Below are 18732 nucleotides of genomic sequence, written 5' to 3' on the forward strand. Positions count from 1 at the left end.
TCGGCATCGACGATTTTCAGGCCGGCTTCGATGCGATGCGCAGCGGCAGTTCCGGCAAGGTGGTGATGGACTGGTAGATGCCGCCTAGCGCAGGATTCTGTTTTTCATCAGCCATTTCACGGAGCGGGGCCATGCGTGGTTCGCACCCATGCGAAGATCGGTAAACCCCTCCGAAACATGTCTCCCGGTTTCGGCGTCAAGGATGCGAATGAACATAGTATGTTCCGTTCGGTTGACGCGCGTTACGACGCCAAGCAAGGCAAGCGACGCGCCGTGCTCCTTGGCAATCGGTCCTTCACAACCAGCGCAGTTGCGCAATCCGTGCGGCGCAGCAGCCTGTGTATCCCTCGCCGGCACATCAATTACTGTAAAGCGCCCAGACTGGGAGAGCATGTCCTTTGCAACTTGTGCCGATTCCGACAGATAGCGCCTGTCATATTCATCTGGGGGAATTATTCCCGCCCCGGCGCTCTTGTCCTCCAATTCGAAAGGGAACACTTCGATCGACATCGGCTTTGTCTGCTGGGCCTGCGCAAATGTGCAGGTGCCTACAAGTAGCGTCACCAGGACACTTAATGCGCGAATGCTCATCGTAGTCCTCCCGTCGGTGTAATGGGCATTATACGCGGCCTGACAACGCAAATCACGATCAAATCGAAAGCAATGCTATGCTTTGGCTGCGGTGGGAGTTCCCACGCAGGTTCGCTCGAACTCCGTCGTTCAGAGTGATTGGCTTGATCTTGGACTAACCCATGCTCGGGACCAGACTGGTCTCCAATGCAGCCAGTCCGCTGGTGATCGCCGTGCGCTCTTCAGCGCTGAGCCTTGCCAGCAAATCCCGTTCGAACGCCTTGGCCAGCGGCACCATCTCGCGATAGGCGGCAAGTCCCGTTCCGGTCAGCGTCAGATGTTCGATACGGCGGTCTTTTTCGTCCGGTTTTCGCGTCAGCCAGCGCCGCCGTTCGAGCTCGGCGACAGCGCGCGAAACCTTTGTCTTGTGCATGGCCGATTGCTCACCGATTGCAGACGCCGTCATCGTTCCATGCTGCCCCAGCCCCGAAAGGGTGCGCCATTCCGGCCGCGTCAGGCCGTGGCTATCCTTGTAAATCCGCGAAAATTCGCGGCTGACGGCGTCGGCAAGCCGGTAGAGCCGGTAGGGCAGGAAATTTTCCAGATTGAGAATTTCAGGCGCGTCGGACGCTTCGCTCTTGATCGCCATTTTTCAAAGCCGCCATTGATGGTTACATTTTCAATGGTTACAAATGAAACCAGTTTGGTCAATTGAGATCCATTCCGGGGAGGAAGCAATGGCCTTTTCCTACATGCCGGGTTTCGGCAACGACTTCGAAACCGAGACGCTGCCCGGTTCGCTGCCACAAGGACGGAACTCCCCGCAGCGGCCGGCCTACGGCCTCTATGCCGAGCAGCTTTCGGGCTCGCCCTTCACCGCCCCGCGCGGCACCAATGAGCGCTCTTGGCTCTACCGGATCCGGCCGAGCGTCAAGCACACTGGCCGCTTCAAGCCTGCGAGCTATCCCTTGTGGAAGAGTGCGCCCAATGTCGGCGATCATGAGTTGGCGCTTGGCCAATACCGCTGGAATCCGGTGCCGATGCCGAAAGAGCCGACCGATTTTATCGCCGGCATGCGCAGCATCACCACATCAGGCGACGTGCTCGGCCAGACCGGCATGGCGGCACATGTCTATGTCGCCAACCGCTCGATGGTCGACGACCATTTCTTCAACTCCGACGGTGAATTGCTGGTCGTGCCGCAGGTCGGCGCATTGCGCTTCGTCACCGAGATGGGCGTCATTGAGCTGCGGCCCGGCGAGATCGCGGTGCTGCCACGCGGTCTGGTCTTCAAGGTCGAGCTGGTCGACAAGGAAGTGCGCGGCTACGTCTGCGAGAACTACGGCGCCAAGTTGACGCTGCCCGACCGCGGCCCGATCGGCGCCAACTGCCTGGCCAATCCGCGCGATTTCAAGACGCCTTGCGCCTGGTTCGAGGAGAAGGAAACGCCGTGCCGGCTGACGGTGAAATGGTGCGGCAATTTCCATGTCACCGAGATCGGCCATTCGCCGCTGGACGTCGTTGCCTGGCACGGCAATTACGCCCCCTACAAATATGATCTGGCTACCTTTTCGCCTGTCGGCGCGCTGCTGTTCGACCATCCCGACCCGTCCATCTTCACTGTGCTGACGGCACCCAGCGGCGAGGAGGGCACGGCCAATATCGACTTCGTCATCTTCCCGCCACGCTGGCTGGTGGCCGAAGACACGTTCCGGCCACCCTGGTACCACCGCAACATCATGAGCGAGTTCATGGGCCTGATCCATGGCCAGTACGATGCCAAGGAAGAGGGCTTTGTGCCCGGCGGCATCAGTCTGCACAATCTGATGCTGGCCCATGGACCGGATGCGCCTGGCTTCGAAAAGGCCTCGCGCGCGGACCTGAAACCGGTCAAGCTCGACAACACCATGGCGTTCATGTTCGAGACCCGATTTCCGCAAATGCTGACCCGCTACGGCGCCGAACTCGAAACCCGGCAGGACAATTACATCGACTGCTGGGCGGATCTGAAGAAGCGTTTCAATGGCACGCCCGAGGGCGACTGGTCTTGAGCACCGAGCCAATGCCGGATCGGCTGGTGCTTTTGGGCTCGAAGGGTGGCCCGGCATTGCGGCCGGGTGGTCCGTGGCCGAGTTCGTCGCTGCTGCAGATCGGAGGCCGCAGCATCGTCGTCGACTGCGGGCTTGGCGTGACGCGCGGTCTGGTCGACGCGGGCATCGGCCTGAAATCGCTCGATCTGATCTTCATCACGCATCTGCACTCCGACCATGTGCTGGAACTGGGGCCGTTGATCCACACCGCCTGGACGGCGGGTCTGGCCACGCCCGTCGGCGTCTTCGGTCCGCCCGGCACTGGCCACTACTGGCGGCGCTTTTGCCAGGCGATGGAGTTCGATATCGAAATCCGCATCGTCGATGAAGGCCGACCGGATATTCGCGACCTGGTTTCGATCAGCGAATTCGGCGAAGGCCAAGTGGTCGAACAGGGCGGCTTGACGGTTTCGGCGCTGCGCGTCGAGCATCCGCCGGTGACCGACTGTTTTGCCCTGCGCTTCGAACACGGCGGGAAAAGCGTGGTGTTCTCCGCTGACACGGCCTTCTTTCCGCCGCTCGCGGATTTTGCCCAAGGCGCCGATATCCTCGTCCACGAAGCCATGCTGGAAGAAGGCATCGAGCGGCTGGTGGCCAGGACCGGCAATGGCGCGCGGCTGAAAGACCACCTGCTCGCCAGCCACAGCTTTGCCGAAGAGGCCGGCAGCATCGCCAGCGATGCCGGCGTCAAGAGACTGGTGCTCAATCATCTCATTCCGGCCGACGATCCCGGGATCGGGGAGGCCGACTGGACTGCCGCTGTCAGGAAAACATGGGCCGGCGACTTGACGATCGCCCGCGACGGCCTTGTTGTGGAGCTAGCATGATCCCGAAAAGTGGGAACCGGTTTTCGGAAAAGATCATGCGTAAGATAAAAAACCAAAGCAGCGCCAAAGCTGCAGCAGGAGAGGAAACCGCATGAAGCTTGCCACATTGAAGGACGGGACGCGCGATAGAAAACTCGTCGTTGTCTCGCGCGACCTGACACGCTTCACCGACGCCTCGTTCCTGGTGCGCACGCTGCAGGCGGCGCTCGACGACTGGCGCCGCATCGCCCCGCATCTCGCGACAATAGCGGAATCGCTTGAGAACAATGCGGTGCCGGCGGAGCGCTTCCACGAGCATGACGCCCACTCGCCGCTGCCGCGCGCCTATCAATGGGCCGACGGCTCGGCTTATGTGAATCATGTCGAACTGGTGCGCAAAGCGCGCGGCGCCGAGATGCCTGCGAGCTTCTGGACCGACCCGCTGATCTACCAGGGCGGCTCAGATTCTTTCATTCCGCCACGCGATCCGATCCGCATGGCTGACGAAGCCTTCGGCATCGACATGGAAGGCGAAGTCGCCGTCATTGTCGACGACGTGCCGATGGGCGCCAGTGTCGATGAGGCGCGCGCGGCGATCCGGCTGGTCATGCTGGTCAATGACGTCACGCTGCGCGCTCTCACCGGACCGGAACTGGCCAAAGGTTTCGGGTTTTTCCAGTCAAAACCGTCCTCGGCGTTTTCGCCTGTCGCGGTCACGCCGGACGAACTGGGTGACGCCTGGGACGGCGGCAAGGTCAGCCTGCCGCTGCTCGCCGATCTCAACGGCAAGCCGTTCGGCCGGGCCAATGCCGGTATCGACATGACCTTCGATTTTCCGGCGCTGATCGTTCACGCAGCAAGGACACGGCCATTGGCGGCCGGCACGATCATCGGCTCGGGGACCGTCTCCAACAAGCTCGACGGCGGGCCGGGCAAGCCTGTTTCGGCCGGTGGCGCTGGCTATTCCTGCATCGCAGAAGTGCGCATGATCGAGACCATTGTGTCAGGCGAACCCAAAACGCCGTTCCTGCGCTTCGGCGACACGGTGCGCATCGAGATGAAGGACAAAACCGGGCATTCGATCTTCGGCGCCATTGAGCAGAAGGTCGAGAAATACGAGAGGTAAGGGCATGACGGGGGACTATCTTCTGGCCGGTGTCTGGGCACTCGCCATACTGGCGGTCTTCATCCAGGCGATCCGGCTGAGCTACCGCATTGAGGCGCGATCGCCCAGCCTGACCAACCGCAGCGGCTTTCCGCGCAAGGCGATGATGTTCCACACCATCACCAACATGAACGTCGCGCGCGACGAGGAAACGCAAGCCATGCGGCGGCGCATGAACCGGCTTCTGCTGATCGTTCTTGCCGGATTCGCGATCATGGGGGCAGGCTTGCATCTGATGCGGGCAGGGGGATGATCTCGTGAACCTGCTCGACCATCTGCGCCGTATGGCCGGCAACAATCTGTGGTCGAACGACCGGCTCTACCGCGCGGTGCTGTCGCTCCAGCCAGGCGAGTTCGAGGCCGAACGCACCAGCTTCTTTCCATCGATCAAGGCGACGCTCAACCAAATCCTTGCGGTCGATCTTCTCTACCTCGATTTTCTCGAAGAGGGTGGTCTCGGTGCTGCCGCCCATGACGACTTCGTGCCCCTCGACGAGCCGGGGGCGTTGTTTGCGGTGCAGGTCGCAGCCGACCGGCGGCTGATCGCCTTTTGCGATAGACTGTCGGCCGACGACCTCGATCGGCAGGTTATCACCGACCGGCGCGAGGACGGCATGATCCCCGAGCGCATCGGCGACATCCTCGCCCATGTCTTCCTGCACGACATCCATCATCGCGGCCAGGTGCACGCCATGCTTTCGGGGACGTCGGTCAAGCCGCCGCAACTGGATGAGTTTCTGCTCTATTATGATGCGAAGCTGAGGGAGAGAGAGGTCGAGCGGTTGGGGCTCTAATTAATCGTCAAGCCGCTCGGCCCTTTCAGAGCAGCGGTGGCGCCGATAGGTCTTTCCTTGCCGGGGGGCGGCAAGAGACGCGCTACGACCCTGCCGCGCCGGGTGATTACGATCTCCTCGCCGGCATTTGCACGCCTGACGAGTTCCGACAGTTTGGCTCTGGCTTCCGTAATAGAGACGTGCACGGCTCGACCTCGCTAGGCCCAACCTTAAGCCAAAGCCGGGCCGCAGCGAGAGTAACCTTACGCCGCTTTGCCGTCCACCTTGATCACGCCGCGCTTGATCTGGTCCTGCTCGATGGATTCGAACAGCGCGCGGAAGTTGCCCTCGCCAAAACCTTCGTCGCCCTTGCGCTGGATGAACTCGAAAAAGATCGGGCCGATCACGGTCTTCGAAAAGATCTGCAGCAGGATCTTGGTCGTGCCGCCATCGACGACGCCTTCGCCATCGATCAGGATGCCGTGCTTCTTCATCCGCTCGATCGGTTCGTCATGGCCGTTCACGCGGTCGTACGACATGTCGTAGTAGGTCTCCGGCGGGCCGGGCATGAACTTCAGCCCGTTCTCAGCCAGCCTGTCGGTGGCGGCATAGATCTCGTCGGTGCCGACAGCGATGTGCTGGATGCCCTCGCCATTGTATTTCTTCAGATATTCGGCGATCTGGCTGGTCTCGTCCTTGGACTCGTTGAGCGGAATGCGGATCTTGCCGCAGGGCGAGGTGATGGCGCGGCTCACCAGGCCGGTGATCTTGCCGTCGATGTCGAAGAAATGGATCTGCTTGAAGCCGAACAGATTGCGGTAGAAATCCCACCACTTGTCCATCTGGCCGCGATAGACATTGTGGGTCAGGTGATCGAGATAGTAGAAGCCGACGCCTTCCGGCCGTGGGTCGCGAGCGCCCAGCCATTCGAACTCGGCATCATAGGCCGAACCCTTCTTGCCGTAGGTCTCGATGAAGTAGAGCAGCGAGCCGCCAATGCCGACGATTGCCGGCACGTCGAGCGCCTTGTCGGCGCCTTCGTAAGGCGTGGCGCCCTTGGCAACGGCATGGTCGAAGGCGTGCTTGGCATCGACCACCCGCCAGGCCATAGACGCAGCACAGGGGCCGTGCTTGTCGACGAACTTCATCGCATGCGAGCCGGGCTCGGCATTGACGACATAGTTGATGTCGCCCTGCCGCCAGATGGTGACGTCTTTCGTGCGGTGCTTGGCCACCGCGACATAGCCCATACGGGTGAACAGTTGAGCCAGTTTTTCCGGTTCCGGATGCGCGAATTCGACAAACTCGAAACCGTCCGAGCCGGCGGGGTTGTCCTTGCTGATCGTGGCAGGCGGGGCGTCGTGCGGGAAGGGACCCATGATATTCCTCCGAAAGCTGGCCTGGCCTGAAAAGCCCATTTGACACGATCATAACGCGGAGGAGGCGCACGGTGCTTGCATTCAAACGCTTGAAATGATGATGTCATGCGTGAAGCGTGCGTGATGTGAGGAAAAACCATGGATGAGGCGCGTATTGACCAGTTTGACCGCAAGATAATGGCGCTGTTGCAGGGTGATGCGCGGCTGACCAACAACGACCTTTCGGAGCGGGTGAACCTGTCGGCGTCGCAATGCTCGCGCCGCCGCCAGCGGCTGGAGGAGGACGGCTTTATCAAGGGCTATCGCGCCGTTCTCGACCGCGACAAGCTCGGTTTTTCCCTGGTCAACGTCATCTCGGTGACGCTCGCCACGCACAACCGCGACAATGCGCGGCGCTTCGGCGAACTGGTGGCGCGGCTGCCTGAGGTGCAGGAAGCGCACGCGCTGACCGGCGAGATGGATTACATTTTGAAAGTGGTGACGCCCGACCTGAAGTCGCTGTCGGAATTCGTCAACGGCGTGCTCCTGCCACACGAATCCGTGCAGCACGTGAAGACGGCGATCGTGCTGGAGACGTTGAAGGAGACCGGCGCACTGCCGATTTAAGCCCTGGCCGTTCAGCCCTTCGACTGTTGGATCAGCCCATAGAGATTGGTGCAGCGGGCGCCGGAGCGGCAATAGGCGAAGACCGGGCCGTCGAGTTCGTTGAGCGCTTCGGCCTGATCCTCGACATTCTCGGCGGTGATCTGGCCGCTGATCACCGGAATGTAGCGGAAGGCGAGCCCTGCGGCTTCGACCGCTGCCTTGACGGTGTCGGCAGAAGGCTGGCCGGGCTGTTCGTCATCGGGCCGGTTGCAGATGACACTCTTGAAGCCGGCTTCCTTGATGGCGGCGACGTCCTCAGGCTGGATCTGGCCCGAAACCGAATAGTCCTCGCTGATTTCGCGGTATTCCATGGCAGCATCCTCGCAAACTGGTCAGGCGGCAGTCTTGCCACTCCCCGACATGGGCGGCAATCCGTACCGAAGGAATTCTCTGCCAAATAGACACTGCGTGCCGGAAAATCCAACCGGGCCGATGCGGCCCGGCTGGACGATCCCTTCATACTCAGCTGCCGAGAATGGCGCCTTTGATCTGACGGATGTTGTTGTGCATCATGTCGATATAGGTCGCGGCCGGGCCGTCGGGCTGCGACAGCGCATCCGAATAGAGCGTGCCGCCGACCTTGATGCCGGTTTCGCTGGCGATCTGTTCGATCAGGCGCGGGTTGGTGATGTTCTCGACGAAGATCGCAGCCGCCTTGTCCTGCTTCACCTGATTGACCAGTTTGGCGACGTCTGCGGCGGATGGCTCGGAGTCGGTCGAGATGCCTTGCGGAGCGAGGAAGGTCAGGCCGTATGCGTGTTCGAAATAGCCGAAGGCGTCATGCGAGGTGATGACGACGCGTTTGCTCTCCGGGATTGAGGCGATCGCCGCTTTCACTTCGCCTTCGACTGCGTCGAGCTTCTTCGTGTAGGCGGCGGCATTGGTCTGGTAGCTGACGCAGCCTTCCGCATCCGCCGCGCAGAAAGCCTCGGCGATGTTCTTCACGTAGATCCTGGCATTGGCGATCGACTGGAAGGCGTGCGGATCGGTGACCGTCTTGCCGCCGCCGGTGCCGGCACCTTCGGCCGCGTCGGCATCGGCGAATTCAGGTTTGAAATCGATCGGCGTCACGCCCGTGGTCAAGGTGATGATAGACGCCTTGGTGGCGCTGGCATCGACCAGCCGCTGCAGGAAACCTTCGAAATGCAGGCCGTTGACCAGCACGATGTCGGCCTTGGCCATGGCCACAGCATCGGCCGGGCTCGGCTCGTAGACATGGGCGTCGCCATCCGGCCCGACAATGGTGGTGACGTCGATGCGGTCGCCGCCGACATTTTTGGCGAAATCGGCAATGACGGTGAAGCTGGCGACCACTTTCAGCGGTGCGGCCAAGGCCGACGATGCGCCAAAAGCGGTTAATGTTATAACGCTCATCGCCAGGGCGGCATGGATCGATTTCAGCATAGACGGTCTCCTTCTAGGGGCGGGGATCAGGCCGTTCTGTGACGGTGATGGATGATGCGCGCGCGCAGAATGCCGCGCGTGCCAAACAGGATCGAGGCGAAATAGACCACGCCGGCCGAAAGGATGATGGCCGGGCCGGATGGCAGCGACGCGTGATAGGACAAAAGCAGCCCGGCGACGCAGGAGGCGAAGCCGATCAGCACCGCCAGCACGCACATCGGCTCGACGCGAGCTGTCCAGAAGCGAGCAGCTGCGGCCGGCAGCATCATCAGCCCAACCGACAGAAGCGTGCCGAGTGCCTGGAAGCCGCCGACAAGGTTGAGCACGACAAGGCCGAGGAAGATGAAATGCACCGGACTGCCGAGCCGGCTGACCGAGCGCAGGAACAGCGGGTCGAGGCATTCGGCGACCAGCGCCCGCCAGAAGATGGCGAGGCTGACCAGCGTCACCGCGACGATGCCGCCGATCAGCGTCAGGGCCTCATCGTTGAGCGCCAGCACGGTGCCGAACAGCACATGCATGAGATCGACGCTGGAACCGCGGATCGACACCATCAGCACGCCGATGGCGAGCGAAATCAGATAGAACGCCGCCATCGAGGCGTCCTCGCGCTGTATGGTGAAGCGCGAGACGGCGCCGGCGCCGAGCGCGACGATGACGCCGGCGATCAGGCCGCCGATGGTCATCGGCAGGATCTCCAGCCCATAGAACAGGAAGCCGGCGGCCGCACCGGGCAGGATTGCATGCGCCATCGCGTCGCCCGACAGGCTCATGCGCCGCAGCATCAGGAAGACGCCGATAGGGCAGGCGCCGAGCGACAGCATCAGCGAACCGATCAAAGCCCGCTGCATGAAGCCGAAATCGGCGAAGGGCGCGATGACAAGGCCGTAAAGCATGTCCATCAGGCAGCCCTCGGTCCGACGCCATGTTGGCGGTCGTGATCGTGGCCATGGTGATCGTCACCATGAGCGTCCTCGCCCGGCTCGCACCAGGGTGCATTTTCTTCCCAAGCTTCGTGGAAGCGGCGGGCGCGCAACAGGTTGTCAGGTTTCAGCGTTTCCCTGGTTTCGCCCCAGGCGATCGGCTGGCGGGCGAGAAGCAGCGTTTCGGGGAAATTCTGCCGCACCAGGTCCAGATCGTGGACGACAACCATGATGGTGCGTTCCTCGCCGTGCCAGTGCTTGATCAGGGCAATGAGGTCGCCGACCGTCTTGGCGTCGACGGCGTTGAAGGGTTCGTCGAGCAGGATGAGGTCGGCGTCCTGCAGCAGGACGCGCGCAAACAGCGTGCGCTGCAACTGGCCGCCCGACAGCGTGTCGATCGGGCGCTTTTCAAAGCCGCCGAGGCCGACCGCCATCAGCGCCTTGCTGACGTCATCGCGATCTTCCTTGGTGTAGCGGCCAAGCAGGCCGCGTCGTGGCCACAGGCCGAGCGAAACCAGATCGACCACGCGCGCTGGAAAAGAGCGGTCGAGCTCCGATTGCTGCGGCAGATAGGCGGCACGTACACCGGGCGCGCGGATAACCTCGCCGGCCATTGGCTTCAGGACGCCGACAATGCCTTTCATCAGCGTCGATTTGCCGGAGCCGTTGGCGCCGACCACAGCGGTCAGCGAGCCCTTGCGGATGGTGCCGTCGAGATGATGGATCGCCGGATGGCTGCCATAGCCAAGCGTCAGGTCGCGGAATGTCAGGCAGGTATTTGTCATTCTGCGATCCGTAGGCGGCGAAATCCGGCTGCTGGCAGCGGCCGATTGGATATGTGATGTTATTACATTAGTCAACAAGCCAATCCGGCGGAATTGCGGCCGCAGGGTCAACTTGCCGTGTGTGCATGCCATATGCCGTTGGCCCAAGGGGATTCGACCTGGCGACCTTGCCCCAAGCCGGCCGCGACTCTAAAGAAGCGCAACCGTCACAGGAAGGAACCATCCAATGAGCATTCGTCGCATCGATGTCGGCCCGCGCATGAGCCAGATCGTCATCCATGGCAATACCGTCTATCTGGCTGGTCAGGTCGGCCAGCCAACCGGCAACGTCGCTTCGCAGACCAGGGACATTCTGGCGGCTGTCGACGAATTGCTGGCCAAGGCTGGCTCCGACAAGACCAAGATCCTGCAGGCGATCATCTGGCTGGCCGACATGAGCACCTTTGCCGAGATGAACGCGGAATGGGACAAGTGGGTGCCGCAGGGCAACACGCCAGCCCGTGCCACCGGCGAAGCAAAGCTCGCCACCCCGGACTATCTGGTCGAGATCATTATTACCGCTGCGATTTGAGTTTTTACCCCCCTTGTGGGAGGGTCGCTGCGAAGCAACGGGGTGGGGGTGGCGCCGCTGCCCTCCGCTATGGCTCCGGGCGTTCGGCGTTCGAAAAGCCAAATCGTTGGCTTTTCGCCAGCCTGCGGCTGGACACGCCTCACCCCTGCGGCCTGAACCTTGCCACCAGCGTGTGGCTCTCGGCCGCGTAGGTAAAGCGCACATGGGTGACCGGATGTTCGGCGCTCCATGTCCGTCGCTCGACCACCAGGCACGGCGCGCCGGCTTCGATGTCGAGTGCGGCCGCTATATGTCTGTCGGCGGCGACAGCGCGAATCCGGTGCTCGGCTTCGCTCCACGGCACGCGGCCGATCAGCCATGGTCCTGGTGCGATGGCCACGAATTCCTCGTCTGCTGCCTCGGGTACGGCGGTGAGGTTGATCAGCCGCTGTTCATGCGCGAACGGCCGCTCGCCGGCGAAATGCCCGCATTCCAGCGCCAGAACCGGTCCGGCCAAGCCCAATTCCAGCAGGGCGCGATCCTCGGCGCTGCTGCGCCTTTTGTGCCGAGCGACGCGCTCGTAGCGGTAAGGCAGGCCGAGCGCTTCGACCTCGATGCGGATATCGTGGATTTCCAGCACCGCCGCTTGCGACTGCGGCCGGCGCACAAAGCTGCCTGAGCGGCGGCGACGTTCGATCAGCCCGGCCTTGGCAAGCTGTGATAGCGCCTTGTTCACCGTCATGCGCGAGCAATTGTATTGCACGCTCAGTTCGTGCTCGAACGGGATGCGATGGCCGGGCGCCCAGGCACCGGACGTGATCTTCTCACTGATGTCGGTCAGGATGCGCTGGTGCAGCGAGCCGCCACCGTCCGCTACCACTGTGCCGGCCATGCTCATGCCGAAAGCGCCGTCATCACGCTGCGAAACCGCTCGGCGATAGCCTCTCGCTTCACATGCCTGCCGCCGCTGACCTGCTTGAACCCATGCACCCAGACGCAGTCGACCTTGCCGCCATTGGCGAAGATCCAGGCGTCCAGGATCGCGTCGCCGCTCTTGCCGGCCAGCGAGGGATTTTTGGGATCGAGCGAGACGAGATCGGCGGATGCGCCGGCGGCGATCTGCGAGATGCCGGCGCCAAGGGCGACGCTGCCCCCGTCCAGCGCGGCATCGAACAGCGCCCGGCCGGTCGAGCCGCCCGCGACCGCCAGCACATTGCGGGCGCGGTGGGCGAGGCGCTGTGAATATTCGAGCTGGCGCAATTCGTCGGGCAGGCCGATGAGCACGTTGGAATCGGAGCCGACGCCATAGCGGCCGCCATGTTCCCTGAACAGCGGCGCGGCAAAAGTGCCGTCACCGAGATTGGCCTCGGTGATCGGGCAAAGACCGGCGATGGCACCGCTCCTGGCCATGGCAACGGTTTCCGCATCGGTCATGTGCGTGGCGTGGATCAGGCACCAGCGCTTGTCGACCTTGGCATTGGCGAGCAAAAACTCCACGGGCCTCCCGCCGGACCAGGCAAGACAGTCCTCGACCTCTTTCACTTGCTCGGCGATATGAATGTGAATCGGCCCCTCCGGCGCCAGCGCGGCGACTTCGGCTAGCTCCTGCGGCGTCGCGGCACGCAAACTGTGCGGAGCGACGCCGACGACAGCCTGATTCAACGCGCGAACCAATTCGCGGCATTTCTCAACAAGCCGCGAGAACCGATTCACATCGTTGATGAATCGCCGCTGGCCTTGGTTTGGCGCGGCGCCGCCGAAAGACGAGTGCGCATAAAACACCGGCAAAAGCGTCAGGCCGATACCTGTTTCGCCGGCCGCCGCCGCGATGCGCTCGGCCATCTCGGCAAGATTGGCGTAGGATTTTCCATCGCGGTCGTGATGCAGATAGTGAAACTCGCCGACGCGGGAAAACCCGGCCTCCAGCATCTCGACATAGAGTTGTGCTGCAACCGCCTCGACCTGATCGGGCGTCATCGACAGGGCAAAGCGGTACATCACCTCGCGCCAGCTCCAGAAACTGTCGGCGGAGGGGCCGCGAAGCTCGGCAAGGCCGGCCATGCCGCGCTGGAAGGCGTGGCTGTGCAAATTGGGCATGCCGGGCAACAGGATCGCGTGGCGTTCGTCGCCGGCTGCCGCTGCGGCGCCAGGCTGAACGGCTGTAATGCGTCCCTCGGCCAGGGTGAGCCGCACATTATCGCGCCAGCCATCGGGAAGGAGCGCCTGTTCCGCAAAGATCGCTGCCACTTTTCTCTCCGGTTCTCTGTCTCTCATGCGATGATGGCACTTGCAGTGCGTTTCAATATGTATATACATAATCGTCATCGATTGAAACGGAAAAGATGATGGCTGGACATAGCAAAAGCCGGGCAGGGGATCTTCGTCTGTGGCGCAATGCGCGGCTGGCGACAATGGCCGACGGGTCTGCCGGACTTGGCGTCGTCGAACATGGCGCGGTCGCTGCGCGTGACGGCCGCATTGTCTATGCCGGCCTCGAGTCGGAGCTGCCCCCAACACTTGCCCAGGGCGCCGAGACGGTCGATTGCGAGGGCCGCTGGATCACGCCTGGCCTGATCGACTGCCACACCCATCTGGTCCATGCCGGCAACCGCGCCAACGAATTCGAGATGCGGCTGGCCGGCGCCACCTATGAAGAGGTCGCCCGGGCCGGCGGCGGCATTGTTTCGTCGGTCAAATCCTTGCGCGCCGCCAGCGAAGATGAACTGGTCACTCAATCGCTGCCGCGCCTCGATGCGCTGATCGCCGAAGGCGTGACCACCGTCGAGATCAAGTCCGGCTATGGCCTCGATCTCGAAAACGAGAAGAAGTCGCTGCGTGCCGCACGGCAGTTGGGCAACCAGCGGCCGGTGACAATCCGCACCACCTTCCTCGGCGCTCACGCGCTGCCGCCGGAAGCCAAGGGCGACAAGGACGCCTTTATCGATCTGGTCGCCAATGAGATTCTTCCAAAGATTGCCGCCGAGGGGCTGGCCGATGCGGTCGACGGGTTTTGCGAGGGCATCGCCTTTTCGCCGGAACAGATGGCGCGCGTCTTCGATGCGGCCAAGGCAGCAGGCCTGCCGGTCAAGCTCCATGCCGACCAGCTGTCCAACCTGCATGGCGCCGAACTCGCCGCCCGTTACGGTGCGCTGTCGGCCGACCATCTCGAATACACCGATGATGCCGGTGCAGCGGCGATGGCCAAGGCCGGAACCGTGGCGACGATCCTGCCCGGCGCCTACTATTTCATCCGCGAAACCAAGAAGCCGCCGATCGGCCTGTTTCGCCAGCACGGCGTCAAGATGGCTGTCGCCACCGACAACAATCCCGGCACTTCGCCGCTGACCTCACTGCTTCTGACCATGAACATGGCCGCGACCCTGTTTGGCCTGACCGTCGATGAATGCCTTGCCGGCGTCACCCGGGAGGCCGCCCGCGCGCTTGGTTTGCTGGGAGAAACCGGCACGCTTGAGGTCGGAAAATCCGCCGACCTGGCGATCTGGAACATCGAGCGCCCCGCCGAACTCGTCTACCGCATGGGCTTCAACCCGCTGCATGCCCGCATCTGGAGAGGACAATGACCGAACTGACCCTGAAGCCCGGCAATGCGACGCTGGCCGACTGGCGCGTCATCTATCGTGGCGCCGTGCCCAAGCTGGACGATGCCTGCCGGCCGAAAATCAAGGCGAGCGCCGAGGCCGTCGCCAGGATCGTTGCCAAGGGCGAGCCGGTCTATGGCATCAACACCGGCTTCGGCAAACTGGCCAGCGTCCGCATCCCGGCCGAGGATCTCGAGACCTTGCAGCGCAACATCGTCCTGTCGCACGCCGCCGGCGTCGGCGAGCCGATGCCGGTTGCTGTCTGCAGGCTGATGATGGCGCTGAAGCTCGCCAGCCTGGCGCAGGGCGCGTCGGGTGTGCGGCCGCAGACCATCGAGCTGCTCGAAGCGATGCTGGCCAACGACGTCATCCCGGTGGTGCCGGCGCAAGGTTCCGTCGGCGCCTCCGGCGACCTCGCTCCGCTGTCGCACATGACGGCGGTGATGATCGGCGTCGGCGAGTGTTTTACCCCACATGGCCGTTTCCCGGCCAAGGTCGCCTTCGTCTCGCATGGCCTGGAACCGGTGACACTGGGCGCCAAGGAGGGCTTGGCGCTGCTCAACGGCACCCAGTTTTCGACCGCCTATGCGCTGGCCGCCTTGTTCGAGGCCGAAGTGCTCTACCAATCGGCGCTGGTCGCCGGTGCCCTGTCGACCGACGCGGCAAAAGGCTCCGACGCCCCCTTCGACCCGCGCATCCATGTGCTGAGAAAGCATCCCGGCCAGATCGAGACGGCCGACGCCCTGCGCAATCTGATGGCCGGCAGCGCCATCCGTGAATCGCATCGGGTTGGCGACGAACGTGTGCAGGACCCTTATTGCCTGCGCTGCCAGCCGCAGGTGATGGGCGCTGCACTCACCGTGCTGCGCCAGGCGGCCGACACGCTGGGCACCGAAGCCAATGGCGTCACCGACAATCCGCTGATCTTCGCCGAGGATGACACCGCGCTTTCCGGCGGCAATTTCCACGCCGAGCCGGTGGCCTTCGCCGCAGACATGATCGCGCTCGCCATCTGCGAAATCGGTTCGCTGTCGGAACGCCGCATCGCCATGCTTGTCGATCCGGCGCTGTCCGGCATGCCGGCCTTCCTGACGCCGAAGCCCGGTCTGAACTCCGGCTTCATGATCCCGCAGGTGACGGCGGCGGCCCTCGTTTCGGAGAACAAGCAGAAAGCCTATCCGGCCAGCGTCGATTCGATCCCCACCTCGGCAAACCAGGAAGACCATGTTTCGATGGCGGCGCACGGTGCGCGCCGGCTGATCGGGATGGTCGAGAACGCCACCGCCGTGATCGGCATCGAATTGCTGGCCGCGGCCCAAGGCTGCGATTTCCATGCGCCGCTGGCCTCGAGCGACGCCCTGGAGGCAGTGCGCAAGCTGGTCCGGGCCGAAGTGCCGCATCTCGACAATGATCGCCATTTCCACCCCGATATGGAAAAAGCCATCGCCATGGTGCGCAGCGGTGCGGCCATCGAGGCCGCCGGCGGCGTGGCTCTGCCGTCGGTTTCCGGAGCGATGTGATGGCAAACGCGCCCTGGCTGACGGTCATGCCCGGCACAGCGCCGTTGCTGGTGTCGATACCGCACACCGGCATCGACCTCGCCGGCCTTGAGAATCGGCTGGTCTCGCCCTGGCTCGGCCGCCGCGACTGCGATTGGTGGATCGACAATCTCTATGACTTTGCTGCCGGCCTCGGGGCGACGGTGGTGCACACCGCGATCTCGCGCACCGTCATCGACGTCAACCGAGATCCCTCCGGCGCCTCGCTTTACCCCGGCCAGGCGACGACCGGCCTTTGCCCGACCGAGACTTTCGATGGCGATCCGCTCTATCGCGAGGGCGAAGAACCGGGGCCGTCGGAGATCGACGAGCGTCGCGAGAAATTCTTCGTGCCCTACCATGCCGCCTTGCAGGTCGAAATCGACCGGTTGCGTGGCTTGCACGAAAAGATCGTCCTCTATGACTGCCACTCGATCCGTTCAGTGCTGCCGCGCCTGTTTGAAGGTACGCTGCCGGTTTTCAACCTCGGCACCAATGACGGTAGGAGCGCCGATCCGACGCTGCAGGCGATGGTCGGCCAGATCATGGCCGAAACCGGTGAAACCTTTGTCATCAACGGCCGCTTCAAGGGCGGCTGGATCACACGCCATTTCGGCCAGCCGCAACAAGGCGTGCATGCGCTGCAGATGGAACTCTCCAACCGCGGCTATATGCGCGAGCCAGATGGCAAGGGTACGCCGGACAATTGGCCGGTGCCCTATGACGCCGAGTTCGCAGCACCGATCCGCGCCACGCTGCGGAAAATCCTCGAGACCGCGACGTCCTGGGCGCGCGTCTGACATCAGGCCTTTTATGGAGTGACGCCATGAACAATCCTCGCCACAACATCCGCGAAGTCCGCAGCCCGCGCGGCACCGAAATCAGCGCGCGCTCCTGGCTGACGGAAGCGCCGCTGCGCATGCTGATGAACAATCTCGACCCGGATGTTGCTGAAAATCCCAACGAGCTGGTCGTCTATGGCGGCATCGGCCGGGCGGCGCGCACCTGGAACGACTTTGACCGCATCGTCGCCTCCTTGAGGACGCTGGCCGATGACGAGACTTTGCTGGTCCAGTCCGGCAAGCCGGTTGGCGTGTTCCGGACCCACCCGGACGCCCCGCGCGTGCTGATCGCCAACTCCAATTTGGTGCCGCACTGGGCGAATTGGGAAAAGTTCAACGAGCTCGATAAGAAGGGCCTGATGATGTACGGCCAGATGACGGCCGGCTCGTGGATCTACATCGGCACGCAAGGCATCGTGCAAGGCACCTACGAGACCTTCGTCGAGGCCGGCCGCCAGCACTATGGCGGCAATCTCAAGGGAAAATGGATACTGACCGGCGGTCTCGGCGGCATGGGTGGCGCCCAGCCGCTCGCCGCCGTCATGGCCGGCGCCTGCTGCCTGGCGATCGAATGCAACCCGGACTCGATCGATTTCCGCCTGCGCACCCGCTACGTCGACGAGCGCGCCGACACGCTCGACGAGGCGCTGGAAAAGATCGAACGCTGGACCAAGGCCGGCGAGGCGAAATCGGTCGGCCTGCTTGGCAATACGGCCGAGATCGTCCCGGAAATGTTCCGGCGTGGCATTCGCCCCGATATGGTCACCGACCAGACCTCGGCGCATGATCCCATCAACGGCTACCTGCCGAAGGGCTGGACGATGGCCGAGTGGCGCGAGAAGCGCGTCAGCGACCCCAAGCTGGTCGAGAAGGCGTCACGCGCTTCCATGCGCGAACATGTCGAGGCGATGGTGGCGTTCTGGAACGCCGGCGTGCCGACGCTCGACTACGGCAACAACATCCGCCAGGTGGCCAAGGAGGAGGGGTTCGAGAACGCCTTTGCCTTCCCCGGCTTCGTGCCGGCCTATATCCGTCCGCTGTTCTGCCGCGGCATCGGGCCGTTCCGCTGGGCAGCCCTTTCCGGCGATCCCGAGGATATATACAAGACCGACGCCAAGGTGCGGGAACTGACGCCCGGCAACACCCATCTGCACAACTGGCTCGACATGGCGCGCGAGCGCATCGCCTTTCAAGGGTTGCCGGCGCGCATCTGCTGGGTCGGCCTTGGCGACCGCCACAGGCTCGGCCTCGCCTTCAACGAAATGGTGGCCAAGGGCGAGCTGAAGGCGCCTGTCGTCATCGGCCGCGATCACCTCGATTCCGGCTCGGTCGCCTCGCCGAACCGCGAAACGGAATCCATGAAGGACGGCTCGGACGCTGTGTCCGATTGGCCGCTGCTCAACGCGTTGCTCAACACGGCGTCCGGCGCCACCTGGGTGTCGCTGCACCATGGCGGCGGCGTCGGCATGGGTTTCTCGCAGCACGCCGGCATGGTCATCGTCGCCGACGGTACGCGGGACGCCGCCAGGCGCCTGGAGCGGGTGTTGTGGAACGATCCGGCGACCGGTGTCATGCGCCACGCCGATGCCGGCTACGAAATCGCCGTCGAATGCGCCAAGGAGCACCAGCTCAATCTGCCCGGCATTCTCGGCTGATTGGCTGA

General features: G+C 63.1%; 21 protein-coding genes. 11 read left to right on the top strand and 10 right to left on the bottom strand.

Features of this window, described 5'->3' with window-relative positions; all coding sequences use genetic code 11:
- Nucleotides 1-84: 84 nt before the first annotated feature.
- Together AC0L3E_RS16930 and AC0L3E_RS16935 are read right to left on the bottom strand one after the other, a co-directional pair.
- Nucleotides 85-591, bottom strand: coding sequence for a DUF2380 domain-containing protein (locus AC0L3E_RS16930; RefSeq protein ID WP_127269415.1), 507 nt, complete (start codon nt 589-591; stop codon nt 85-87).
- Nucleotides 592-745: 154 nt separating this feature from the next.
- On the bottom strand, nt 746-1219 hold the full coding sequence (locus AC0L3E_RS16935; protein ID WP_292334713.1) for a MarR family winged helix-turn-helix transcriptional regulator: 474 nt from the start codon (nt 1217-1219) through the stop codon (nt 746-748).
- An 88-nt stretch (nt 1220-1307) separates the two neighbouring features.
- Here AC0L3E_RS16935 and hmgA point away from each other — a divergent pair, with 88 nt between their 5' ends.
- From hmgA to AC0L3E_RS16960, 5 genes are all read left to right on the top strand, one after another.
- Complete coding sequence (gene hmgA / locus AC0L3E_RS16940; RefSeq protein WP_127269413.1) at nt 1308-2621, top strand: homogentisate 1,2-dioxygenase; 1314 nt, start codon at nt 1308-1310, stop codon at nt 2619-2621.
- Between the two features lie 11 nt (nt 2622-2632).
- The gene (locus AC0L3E_RS16945) at nt 2633-3487 is read left to right on the top strand and encodes an MBL fold metallo-hydrolase (RefSeq protein WP_473605347.1); all 855 of its coding nucleotides are present in this window, start codon (nt 2633-2635) and stop codon (nt 3485-3487) included.
- A gap of 91 nt (nt 3488-3578) precedes the next feature.
- Nucleotides 3579-4592 carry a fumarylacetoacetate hydrolase family protein gene (locus AC0L3E_RS16950; RefSeq protein WP_473605223.1) on the top strand — a complete coding sequence of 338 codons (1014 nt, stop codon included), beginning with the start codon at nt 3579-3581 and terminating at the stop codon, nt 4590-4592.
- Nucleotides 4593-4596: 4 nt separating this feature from the next.
- A complete protein-coding gene (locus AC0L3E_RS16955; RefSeq protein ID WP_128309104.1) occupies nt 4597-4884 on the top strand; it encodes a hypothetical protein in 288 nt (95 codons plus the stop codon).
- Nucleotides 4885-4888: 4 nt separating this feature from the next.
- On the top strand, nt 4889-5425 hold the full coding sequence (locus AC0L3E_RS16960; RefSeq protein WP_473605224.1) for a DinB family protein: 537 nt from the start codon (nt 4889-4891) through the stop codon (nt 5423-5425).
- On the opposite strand, the gene AC0L3E_RS16965 is transcribed toward AC0L3E_RS16960, so the two are convergent.
- Complete coding sequence (locus AC0L3E_RS16965) at nt 5422-5610, bottom strand: type II toxin-antitoxin system Phd/YefM family antitoxin (protein ID WP_127270132.1); 189 nt, start codon at nt 5608-5610, stop codon at nt 5422-5424. The genes AC0L3E_RS16960 and AC0L3E_RS16965 overlap by 4 nt on opposite strands.
- A 57-nt stretch (nt 5611-5667) precedes the next feature.
- Nucleotides 5668-6783, bottom strand: coding sequence for a 4-hydroxyphenylpyruvate dioxygenase (gene hppD, locus AC0L3E_RS16970; protein ID WP_473605225.1), 1116 nt, complete (start codon nt 6781-6783; stop codon nt 5668-5670).
- A 138-nt stretch (nt 6784-6921) separates the two neighbouring features.
- Here hppD and AC0L3E_RS16975 point away from each other — a divergent pair, with 138 nt between their 5' ends.
- A complete protein-coding gene (locus AC0L3E_RS16975; RefSeq protein ID WP_127270128.1) occupies nt 6922-7389 on the top strand; it encodes an Lrp/AsnC family transcriptional regulator in 468 nt (155 codons plus the stop codon).
- A gap of 11 nt (nt 7390-7400) precedes the next feature.
- On the opposite strand, the gene AC0L3E_RS16980 is transcribed toward AC0L3E_RS16975, so the two are convergent.
- The 4 genes from AC0L3E_RS16980 to aztA all read right to left on the bottom strand — a co-directional run bounded on the left by AC0L3E_RS16980 (nt 7401) and on the right by aztA (nt 10540).
- On the bottom strand, nt 7401-7739 hold the full coding sequence (locus AC0L3E_RS16980) for a protein tyrosine phosphatase family protein (RefSeq protein WP_127321732.1): 339 nt from the start codon (nt 7737-7739) through the stop codon (nt 7401-7403).
- 151 nt (nt 7740-7890) lie between these two features.
- On the bottom strand, nt 7891-8832 hold the full coding sequence (gene aztC / locus AC0L3E_RS16985) for a zinc ABC transporter substrate-binding protein AztC (protein ID WP_127329847.1): 942 nt from the start codon (nt 8830-8832) through the stop codon (nt 7891-7893).
- Between the two features lie 26 nt (nt 8833-8858).
- Entirely contained in the window at nt 8859-9734 is an 876-nt protein-coding gene (aztB, locus tag AC0L3E_RS16990) for a zinc ABC transporter permease AztB (RefSeq protein ID WP_127322949.1), read from the bottom strand.
- Complete coding sequence (aztA, locus tag AC0L3E_RS16995; RefSeq protein ID WP_127273264.1) at nt 9734-10540, bottom strand: zinc ABC transporter ATP-binding protein AztA; 807 nt, start codon at nt 10538-10540, stop codon at nt 9734-9736. The genes aztB and aztA overlap by 1 nt, the downstream gene beginning before the upstream one ends.
- Nucleotides 10541-10766: 226 nt before the next feature.
- Between aztA and AC0L3E_RS17000 the strand changes: the two genes are divergently transcribed.
- Nucleotides 10767-11111, top strand: coding sequence for a RidA family protein (locus tag AC0L3E_RS17000; protein WP_127271894.1), 345 nt, complete (start codon nt 10767-10769; stop codon nt 11109-11111).
- Nucleotides 11112-11250: 139 nt separating this feature from the next.
- On the opposite strand, the gene hutC is transcribed toward AC0L3E_RS17000, so the two are convergent.
- The gene (gene hutC, locus AC0L3E_RS17005) at nt 11251-11988 is read right to left on the bottom strand and encodes a histidine utilization repressor (protein ID WP_127329851.1); all 738 of its coding nucleotides are present in this window, start codon (nt 11986-11988) and stop codon (nt 11251-11253) included.
- The gene (locus AC0L3E_RS17010) at nt 11985-13337 is read right to left on the bottom strand and encodes a formimidoylglutamate deiminase (protein ID WP_473605227.1); all 1353 of its coding nucleotides are present in this window, start codon (nt 13335-13337) and stop codon (nt 11985-11987) included. The genes hutC and AC0L3E_RS17010 overlap by 4 nt, the downstream gene beginning before the upstream one ends.
- A 98-nt stretch (nt 13338-13435) precedes the next feature.
- Here AC0L3E_RS17010 and hutI point away from each other — a divergent pair, with 98 nt between their 5' ends.
- The 4 genes from hutI to hutU are packed head-to-tail and all read left to right on the top strand — an operon-like array spanning nt 13436 to nt 18724.
- Complete coding sequence (gene hutI, locus AC0L3E_RS17015) at nt 13436-14671, top strand: imidazolonepropionase (RefSeq protein WP_256748364.1); 1236 nt, start codon at nt 13436-13438, stop codon at nt 14669-14671.
- On the top strand, nt 14668-16209 hold the full coding sequence (gene hutH, locus AC0L3E_RS17020) for a histidine ammonia-lyase (protein ID WP_256748363.1): 1542 nt from the start codon (nt 14668-14670) through the stop codon (nt 16207-16209). Before hutI ends, hutH begins: the two co-directional genes overlap by 4 nt.
- Complete coding sequence (gene hutG / locus AC0L3E_RS17025) at nt 16209-17027, top strand: N-formylglutamate deformylase (RefSeq protein ID WP_256748362.1); 819 nt, start codon at nt 16209-16211, stop codon at nt 17025-17027. Before hutH ends, hutG begins: the two co-directional genes overlap by 1 nt.
- Nucleotides 17028-17053: 26 nt before the next feature.
- The gene (gene hutU / locus AC0L3E_RS17030; RefSeq protein ID WP_256748361.1) at nt 17054-18724 is read left to right on the top strand and encodes a urocanate hydratase; all 1671 of its coding nucleotides are present in this window, start codon (nt 17054-17056) and stop codon (nt 18722-18724) included.
- The last annotated feature ends 8 nt before the right edge of the window (nt 18725-18732 follow it).

The organism is Mesorhizobium sp. WSM4822 (assembly GCF_055811155.1).

Bases quoted from the DNA above. Each gene is read 5' to 3' on its own strand.
- AC0L3E_RS16980 (WP_127321732.1), bottom strand. From the start codon at position 7,739: ATGGAATACCGCGAAATCAGCGAGGACTATTCGGTTTCGGGCCAGATC.
- hutG (WP_256748362.1), top strand. From the start codon at position 16,209: ATGGCAAACGCGCCCTGGCTGACGGTCATGCCCGGCACAGCGCCGTTG.
- hutC (WP_127329851.1), bottom strand. From the start codon at position 11,988: ATGAGCATGGCCGGCACAGTGGTAGCGGACGGTGGCGGCTCGCTGCAC.
- AC0L3E_RS16955 (WP_128309104.1), top strand. From the start codon at position 4,597: ATGACGGGGGACTATCTTCTGGCCGGTGTCTGGGCACTCGCCATACTG.
- AC0L3E_RS16945 (WP_473605347.1), top strand. From the start codon at position 2,633: ATGCCGGATCGGCTGGTGCTTTTGGGCTCGAAGGGTGGCCCGGCATTG.
- hutH (WP_256748363.1), top strand. From the start codon at position 14,668: ATGACCGAACTGACCCTGAAGCCCGGCAATGCGACGCTGGCCGACTGG.
- AC0L3E_RS16930 (WP_127269415.1), bottom strand. From the start codon at position 591: ATGAGCATTCGCGCATTAAGTGTCCTGGTGACGCTACTTGTAGGCACC.
- AC0L3E_RS16935 (WP_292334713.1), bottom strand. From the start codon at position 1,219: ATGGCGATCAAGAGCGAAGCGTCCGACGCGCCTGAAATTCTCAATCTG.
- hmgA (WP_127269413.1), top strand. From the start codon at position 1,308: ATGGCCTTTTCCTACATGCCGGGTTTCGGCAACGACTTCGAAACCGAG.
- AC0L3E_RS16975 (WP_127270128.1), top strand. From the start codon at position 6,922: ATGGATGAGGCGCGTATTGACCAGTTTGACCGCAAGATAATGGCGCTG.
- aztC (WP_127329847.1), bottom strand. From the start codon at position 8,832: ATGCTGAAATCGATCCATGCCGCCCTGGCGATGAGCGTTATAACATTA.
- aztA (WP_127273264.1), bottom strand. From the start codon at position 10,540: ATGACAAATACCTGCCTGACATTCCGCGACCTGACGCTTGGCTATGGC.
- hutU (WP_256748361.1), top strand. From the start codon at position 17,054: ATGAACAATCCTCGCCACAACATCCGCGAAGTCCGCAGCCCGCGCGGC.
- aztB (WP_127322949.1), bottom strand. From the start codon at position 9,734: ATGGACATGCTTTACGGCCTTGTCATCGCGCCCTTCGCCGATTTCGGC.
- hutI (WP_256748364.1), top strand. From the start codon at position 13,436: ATGGCTGGACATAGCAAAAGCCGGGCAGGGGATCTTCGTCTGTGGCGC.
- AC0L3E_RS17000 (WP_127271894.1), top strand. From the start codon at position 10,767: ATGAGCATTCGTCGCATCGATGTCGGCCCGCGCATGAGCCAGATCGTC.
- AC0L3E_RS16950 (WP_473605223.1), top strand. From the start codon at position 3,579: ATGAAGCTTGCCACATTGAAGGACGGGACGCGCGATAGAAAACTCGTC.
- hppD (WP_473605225.1), bottom strand. From the start codon at position 6,783: ATGGGTCCCTTCCCGCACGACGCCCCGCCTGCCACGATCAGCAAGGAC.